The sequence below is a fragment of the Planktothrix sp. FACHB-1355 genome, assembly GCF_014748295.1.
Taxonomy (GTDB): Bacteria; Cyanobacteriota; Cyanobacteriia; order Cyanobacteriales; family Aerosakkonemataceae; genus Aerosakkonema; species Aerosakkonema funiforme_A.
In genome coordinates, this window is record NZ_JACJUP010000287.1 from 1 (window position 1) to 6,403 (window position 6,403).

8 protein-coding genes are annotated in these 6,403 nt (G+C 45.3%); 3 read left to right on the plus strand and 5 right to left on the minus strand.

Features of this window, described 5'->3' with window-relative positions; all coding sequences use genetic code 11:
• The first annotated feature begins 95 nt into the window (after positions 1–95).
• Both H6S82_RS13955 and H6S82_RS13960 read left to right on the plus strand, forming a co-directional pair.
• A complete protein-coding gene (locus H6S82_RS13955; protein WP_190462213.1) occupies positions 96–329 on the plus strand; it encodes a hypothetical protein in 234 nt (77 codons plus the stop codon).
• A 22-nt stretch (positions 330–351) separates the two neighbouring features.
• Positions 352–1,086 carry a phosphatase PAP2 family protein gene (locus H6S82_RS13960; protein ID WP_190462215.1) on the plus strand — a complete coding sequence of 245 codons (735 nt, stop codon included), beginning with the start codon at positions 352–354 and terminating at the stop codon, positions 1,084–1,086.
• 20 nt (positions 1,087–1,106) lie between these two features.
• On the opposite strand, the gene H6S82_RS13965 is transcribed toward H6S82_RS13960, so the two are convergent.
• Positions 1,107–1,565 carry an MgtC/SapB family protein gene (locus H6S82_RS13965; protein WP_190462218.1) on the minus strand — a complete coding sequence of 153 codons (459 nt, stop codon included), beginning with the start codon at positions 1,563–1,565 and terminating at the stop codon, positions 1,107–1,109.
• A gap of 111 nt (positions 1,566–1,676) precedes the next feature.
• Positions 1,677–2,594 carry a hypothetical protein gene (locus H6S82_RS13970; protein ID WP_191056326.1) on the minus strand — a complete coding sequence of 306 codons (918 nt, stop codon included), beginning with the start codon at positions 2,592–2,594 and terminating at the stop codon, positions 1,677–1,679.
• Positions 2,595–2,682: 88 nt separating this feature from the next.
• Between H6S82_RS13970 and H6S82_RS13975 the strand changes: the two genes are divergently transcribed.
• Entirely contained in the window at positions 2,683–3,378 is a 696-nt protein-coding gene (locus tag H6S82_RS13975) for a transposase (protein WP_322111847.1), read from the plus strand.
• A 55-nt stretch (positions 3,379–3,433) separates the two neighbouring features.
• On the opposite strand, the gene H6S82_RS13980 is transcribed toward H6S82_RS13975, so the two are convergent.
• From H6S82_RS13980 to hemW, 3 genes are all read right to left on the minus strand, one after another.
• The gene (locus tag H6S82_RS13980) at positions 3,434–3,820 is read right to left on the minus strand and encodes a rhomboid family intramembrane serine protease (RefSeq protein ID WP_190462222.1); all 387 of its coding nucleotides are present in this window, start codon (positions 3,818–3,820) and stop codon (positions 3,434–3,436) included.
• A 224-nt stretch (positions 3,821–4,044) separates the two neighbouring features.
• Positions 4,045–4,962: a bestrophin family ion channel gene (locus H6S82_RS13985; RefSeq protein WP_199315116.1), complete on the minus strand. Its 918-nt coding sequence runs from the start codon at positions 4,960–4,962 to the stop codon at positions 4,045–4,047.
• Between the two features lie 265 nt (positions 4,963–5,227).
• The coding region (gene hemW / locus H6S82_RS13990; protein ID WP_191056327.1) for a radical SAM family heme chaperone HemW at positions 5,228–6,403 on the minus strand (1,176 nt) is incomplete at its 5' end.

The following is a 6,403-nucleotide window of genomic DNA, read 5'->3' on the forward strand; positions in this document are numbered from 1 at the left end:
TTCCGATCTAAACTTCCGGATACTCAACAATGTCTTAAAAAACTTTACAATTTTCTCATTTTTCTGAAGCTAGTATATACCTCTGTAAATTCGCCATGAATTATGCCATTCCAGCCAGCCCTCAAGAAGTGGTGGCTTTAAAGCAAAAACCTGTAGATGAAGAAATTGTTGCGGCGGCGATCGCGGGTGTGATTATGATTTCCCGCTCCCAAGGCAAATCCTTAGACGAGTTAACTGCCGAAGTGCTGGCGGATGACAGGCTTCTGGATCTGTCGCAACGGCGTTGGCTGAGCGATGTTGTTGCCCAAGCCTGGGAAAAGTTATCTTAAACCTAAAAAATCCGATTTAATCATGCCGATTAACTTCCTGCGCGACCTGGCAAAGCGAATCATCCCAGCTTGGCGGCAGCACGTAACTCCCAAGCTGCTGCCACTCATCTCCACCATACCGATTGGAGGGCTGATGGTGGCGGCTTTGTCGCTGTGGGGATTTGCGGAGATCGCAGACGAAGTTTTGGAGAAGGAAACGGACAAATTAGACACATCGATTTTGCTGACTATCAGGGAGCTGCATACGCCCCTGCTAGATCGAATTATGCTGGGCATCACGTTTCTGGGCGAGCCGGAAGTGTTGCTTATGTTATGTATTTTAGCGATTGTGGCGCTGCTGATTCTCAATCGCACAGCCCAAACAACAATGCTGGCGATCGCAGGTTTCGGTGCGATCGGTTTAAATTATTTGCTCAAAGACTTATTTGCTCGTACCAGACCGGCTTTGTGGGAACGCATCCTGGATGTCACCTCCTACAGCTTCCCCAGCGGACACGCCATGATTTCTCTGGTAGTTTACGGCGCGATCGGCTATTTGCTCGCCAGTCAATTCAAACCCCATTCGCGATTGATTTTTAGCTTGACAATTTTTGTAATAAGTGCTATAGGTTTTAGCCGTCTTTATCTGGGCGTTCACTGGCCTACGGATGTGGTGGCTGGATATGCGGCGGGGGTAGTATGGTTGCTGGCGTGTATGCTCAGTCTAGAAGTGTGGCAACGACGGAAGTCAGTTAGCGTTTCCGCTTCAGAAAAGTAGGCGCAGCAAAACTCTCGTAACTAAACGTGAGGCTCGAATTTCTTCAAAACTTTCAGAATCAGCCAAGATAAGGCAGCGCCAATTAAGCTCAGCTGCCACAATCCGCAACCGGCAGCAATTCCCAGCGCCGCCGTCACCCAAATAGCGGCAGCAGAAGTAAGTCCGCGAATTTCAGCCAAACCTGAGTCCGGCTGAGAACTGCGTAAGATTTCTCCCCCACCCAAAAAACCAATGCCAGTAGCAACTCCCTGAATCACGCGAGCGATCGAATCAGCTTCGTTTTGGGCTGTACTGAGTTGGATAGGTATCAAAACAAATAGGGCAGAACCGAAACTGACTAATATATGCGTTCTCAAGCCGGCTGGTTTGTGGCGCTGTTGGCGTTCCCAACCGATAATTGCCCCAACAAGTAGAGCGAGACTTAGCCTCAAGATGAGAGTAAGCCAATGATCTGGAGGAAAAGAGAGATTGTTTGTCACTCAATTTTGGATGCTTTTGATTGGCTAGGCAATGAAGTAAAAGCAAAAGGCAAAAGTAAAAAGTGAATATTTCATTTTTTTGACTTTTGACTTTTGACTTTTGACTTTTGACTACTTATCCTCCAGCGGATAAAACTCTCTAGTATCTGCTGAGTATTCCCAGGCAATTCCTTCCGGATCTCTGCTGCGACTCCACTCGGAAAAGTCCGGATCGTCTCTGCGTTTGAAAACCGTGCTGGAATGAACGTCGAGTCGTCTGGCAAGTTCGGATTGGATCAGAGATTGCAGAATTCTGTGTTTTTTGGGAATCGGTTCTGTCGATTTGCCCTCGTAAGGCAGTTCGGGCTCCTCTGGGAGGTTGAGCGGTGCTGCTGGTGGTTCCGGCGCTGGGGCTGGAGAGGGCTCCTCTGGGAGTTTGAGCAGTGCTGCTGGTGGTTCCGGCGCTGGGGCTGGAGAGGTCTCCTCTGGGAGTTTGAGCAGTGCTGCTGGTGGTTCCTCCTGCTGTTCTATTGGTGGTGACTGGGGTATTTCCTTCACCTCAGTGACTGGCGTCGGCTCCTTCTGAAACTCTGCTAGCAGTGGCAAAGATTCTCGAACATCATCGGTAAATGATTCGTTCTCCAGTTGAGGGCTGGGGGTGCTGTCGTCAAATATACCCCCCAGAGTTTTGGCGGTAATAAAGAAATACGCCGTGCCCTTATCTTCTATATCTCGAATCTGGGCACCGAATTCCTCAGCTTTAAAATCTAAATACTGCTTGGCTGAAGCCCCAGAGAGATTGGCCTTGATTGACAAGTCCAGTGGGGTAAGGCACCCTCGGTTTTCTTGAATGAGCTCGTGAAAGAGCGGGTCAAGTTGCTGGCTCCATTTTTGCCATTGATAGCGCTGCCAAACACTGTAAGTTCCGCCCAAGGCTACCAGCGCTAGCAGCACTGGCCAAGCTTTGAACAAAATCACAATTGCCAGCGCGATGGGAAGGATGAGGATGAGAACGCCTCTGGCGCTGTTATCTACTGCTTTTCCAGCCATCTAATTTGCGGCGTTTCCCTCTCATTACAACCGCTATTGTTTAACGGGAGAAGAAACGCCGCCCTCCGAGTAAGGTTTACACTTTTGGATTGACTTTGGACTTGATAATCTTTGCGCTGTCGTCAGCACTACTGGTGAATCTTTTCTGATTGACGGGAAACGGCTCAAATCGATTAACCAGTGGTTCAATAAACGGTTGGATCACCTGAAACACCATAAAGACAAGCAGGAAATCAATTGCCTCACTAAGCAAGAAGCGTGGCTTTCTTATCGCCGCTCGAATCAGGTCAAAGATTACCTGAATAAAACAGCCCGTGACATTATTAATTTCTGTGTTCAACGTCAGATCGGGACGGTAGTTGTGGGATACAACTCGACTCTCAAGCAAGCAGTCAATATGGGTACCCGCAACAATCAAAACTTTACCCAGATTCCGATCTTTACCCTGAAAGACAAGCTGAAAAGCCTCTGCGAACGGATGGGAATTAACTACGTTGAGCAGGAAGAAAGTTATACTTCCAAAGCCAGTTTTCTTGATGGCGATCGCCTGCCTGCTTACAATGCCGATAACCCCGTGTCCGCTAAATTTAGCGGCAAGCGGGTCAAGCGAGGATTGTACAAGACAAGGGATGGTCATCCGATCGACGCTGATTGTAATGGCGCAGCTAACATCTTGCGAAAAAGTAAGCACAAAACTGATTTCAGTCGAGTGTCTAGGGTCTGCTTGACACAGCCAGTAAGGGTGAAAATCCTTCCCGATTCTCCCGTCACAGCGTCAGCTTGACGGTGAGAGTATGTCAAGGCAAATCGATCTTAATCTTTGCAAAAATTGGGATCGATTATTTGCCCAGTTTAAAATTGCGGCTTGCGATCGCGCCATTAGCCCCAAGTAACGGCACTGCCAGTGTGGGCTGAAGCAATATTTGTACAACACCGGTGAGGACGCCGCAAATCAAATAAAATGCCAAATATCGGCCATGTCCCAGCAAGCCCTCTACCTTTTGCCCAAACACCCACAGAAAGATCGCGTTGGCCAAAATCTGACTGAAGCTGCCGTGCAGAAATATTGCCGATAACAGGGACGTGGAGAATACTACCGCTGCTACTGTTGCGGCTGGGTTACCGCTAGCAATATCTGCGATCGCGGTAGTAATTCGCACAGGCATAATACCGAAACTTTTGACAGCATTAGCCAGTTCCCCTGTAAGCGCCAGTTTGATTTCCAAAGGAAAATCGCGACATTGAAACCGATGAGCAAGTAATTGACGATCGGCTTGCTGCGACTGGGAATGTTATCGCCAAGGGGAATCATTTGATAGCTAGGGGCTATAGTCTAGGGGAAGAAGGGGCTATAGGTGTTTTAGGAATTAAGAACGCCTTCATCGCCAAGGCGGCTGCTATAATTCCAGTAGCATCGCAGTTGATATGATCTAGTAAGATTTATAGTTTTTTATTTAACATCGGCATACTCCAAATTGCTCGCGCTAGGTTCAAGCGCCATTAAATCGTTCATATCTCTTTGAATTAAGTTGCATATATCGTCTAAAGGGATATCGTTTGAATCCTGACCGAACGGATCTTCTATTTCTATTCCTATTTCTTCAATACCAAACAATGTATAACTTATCAAAATCACAGAGGGGGCAGTTAACCAGCCAAAATCGGGAACCATTTTAAATGGTAAGGCCAAACAATATATTAACAACAATTGTTTTAGGTGAATTCCATACGCCAGCGGCAGAGGTGTTGTGAGGATACGATTGCAACCTATTACAGATTCTATCATACCGTTCATCAAAAAATTTATTGCATTCAGCTGAGATCTTTCCAGACAGTTCCTCATAAACAGTTTTTGTAAATCGTCCCCGATCCAATAAGCAATCTGCAAGGCACTATTATTGACAATTTTGAGATGTTCGTATCTTTCGGCTGACATTAGCGGTTCCAACTCGCTGTTTATATCCTGTTGGCGCAAATGCAACTTTGCAGCTATTGCAAAAGCAGCTAATAAGCGCAATATCGTTTTTTTTGCTTCTCTATCTATTGGTTCTTTTTCTTCAACCAATACCCAAACTTGCCGCCCTATGTTGAGAATGGTAGTTGCTATACTTGCCCAATATTTACGACCTTCCCAGAATCGATCGTAAGCTGTATTTGTTCGGAACACTAATAACAAACCCAAAACAACGCTGGGAACAACGATGTCCAATTCTTTCCAATAATTCGGAATATGTTCGTGAGGTAATAAAGAAATAACAAATGCAAAAATACCGCAGATCGTTATGCGAGGTAAAATATTTGGTATAACTGACTTTTGAAATTCTAAAGCTACTCCAAACCAAGATTTTTTTTCCCCTGTAATAATCATGTACACTCCTAATTATTTGCAAATCAATTTATTTTGATGACTCTTTGGTACTGCGTAAGCCGATCGCGCCAATTTATTTATTGGCTGAAATGTTTATTGGATAAAGCATTCGTCTTTCCGATAGCCCACGATCGCTTGCCCAAATAACAGGATTTTCCACCACAAGTATGCTAAATCTCTGAATTTCAGCTTTTCCCATATTTTTCGGTAAATCTGTCAACCTAAATATCGTTTATAAATAGCCAGTGCCAATTAGCTATTTATTTCATTGGAAGCGCTCGAATAAAGCAGCCAGAATAGTGTTAGAAAACAAGAATCCTTCCGGGTCAGTTAAATGTAAATGCCCGCAATTGGGTAAATCTTGGCGATCGTAAAGATCGACTGTTTTGCCATCTATATCGACAAATTGTACCCAACCTTGCCGATGGTAAGGCTGCAAACACTTCCACATTTCCTCCAAGGTTTTTTCACCAAACTGGCGAGTTAAGGCTGACAGGTTCAACCCTTCGGCTAAGCGTAAGCCTAACATCAAAGTTTCTAACAGAATATCACCAGTTAAGGCTGGCTGACAATCGATCGCACATCCAGATGTTACCCATTCATAATATTCGCGTCTTGTGCGCCCTCTTGTAAACCGCTGTCCGCTTAGATAACTTGCCGCACCCATACCAAAACCGTAAAAAGGGCGATTTTCCCAGTAAACTCGATTGTGGCGACATTGATGTCCGGATTGGGCATAATTAGAAATTTCATAATGCCCATACCCAGCACTCGTCAGCGCTTTTTGAGCTAACTTGTACATTTGAACAGTCATATCGTCGCTAGGCAAAGGCTGGCAACCTGGTTTATACTGACGCCCAAAGGCAGTCCCCGACTCAACGATCAGATCGTAAACAGAGATATGTGTGGGAAAAATACTAATTGCCGTTTCCAAGGAATTTTGCCACTGTTCTAATGTTTGATGAGGTAGCCCAGAAATTAAATCTATACTGAATTCTGGAAAACCGACTTTTCCGATTAATTCAATCGCTACAAAAATATCAGTAACGGTGTGGGATCTCCCCGCATATTTTAACAGTTCATCCTGAAAAGCTTGCACTCCCAAACTGAGCCGATTTACCCCGGTATTTCGATATCCCTTTAAGTTTGCCAAATCAAAAGTGCCTGGGTCAACTTCCATTGAAATTTCCGCATTGGCAGCAATGCCAAATTGTTTTTCCAGTACTGCCAATATGTGAGCGAGTTGTTCTACAGATAGTAAAGAAGGAGTACCGCCACCAAAAAAAACTGTTTCTAGAGGTTTTCCCAATGCTGTTGAAATTTCTATTTCTCGACACAGCATTTCCACATATTCCACAATTGTGCCAGAGTTATCGCCACGTCCTTTATCTCCAACTATAGAAACGGCGAAATCGCAGTAATAGCAGCGCCGCCGACAACA

What these genes read in the sequence shown, in the direction of transcription:
- H6S82_RS13985 (WP_199315116.1), bottom strand. Translation starts at nt 4,962, where the DNA reads ATGATTATTACAGGGGAAAAAAAATCTTGGTTTGGAGTAGCTTTAGAA.
- H6S82_RS13955 (WP_190462213.1), top strand. Translation starts at nt 96, where the DNA reads ATGAATTATGCCATTCCAGCCAGCCCTCAAGAAGTGGTGGCTTTAAAG.
- H6S82_RS13970 (WP_191056326.1), bottom strand. Translation starts at nt 2,594, where the DNA reads ATGGCTGGAAAAGCAGTAGATAACAGCGCCAGAGGCGTTCTCATCCTC.
- H6S82_RS13960 (WP_190462215.1), top strand. Translation starts at nt 352, where the DNA reads ATGCCGATTAACTTCCTGCGCGACCTGGCAAAGCGAATCATCCCAGCT.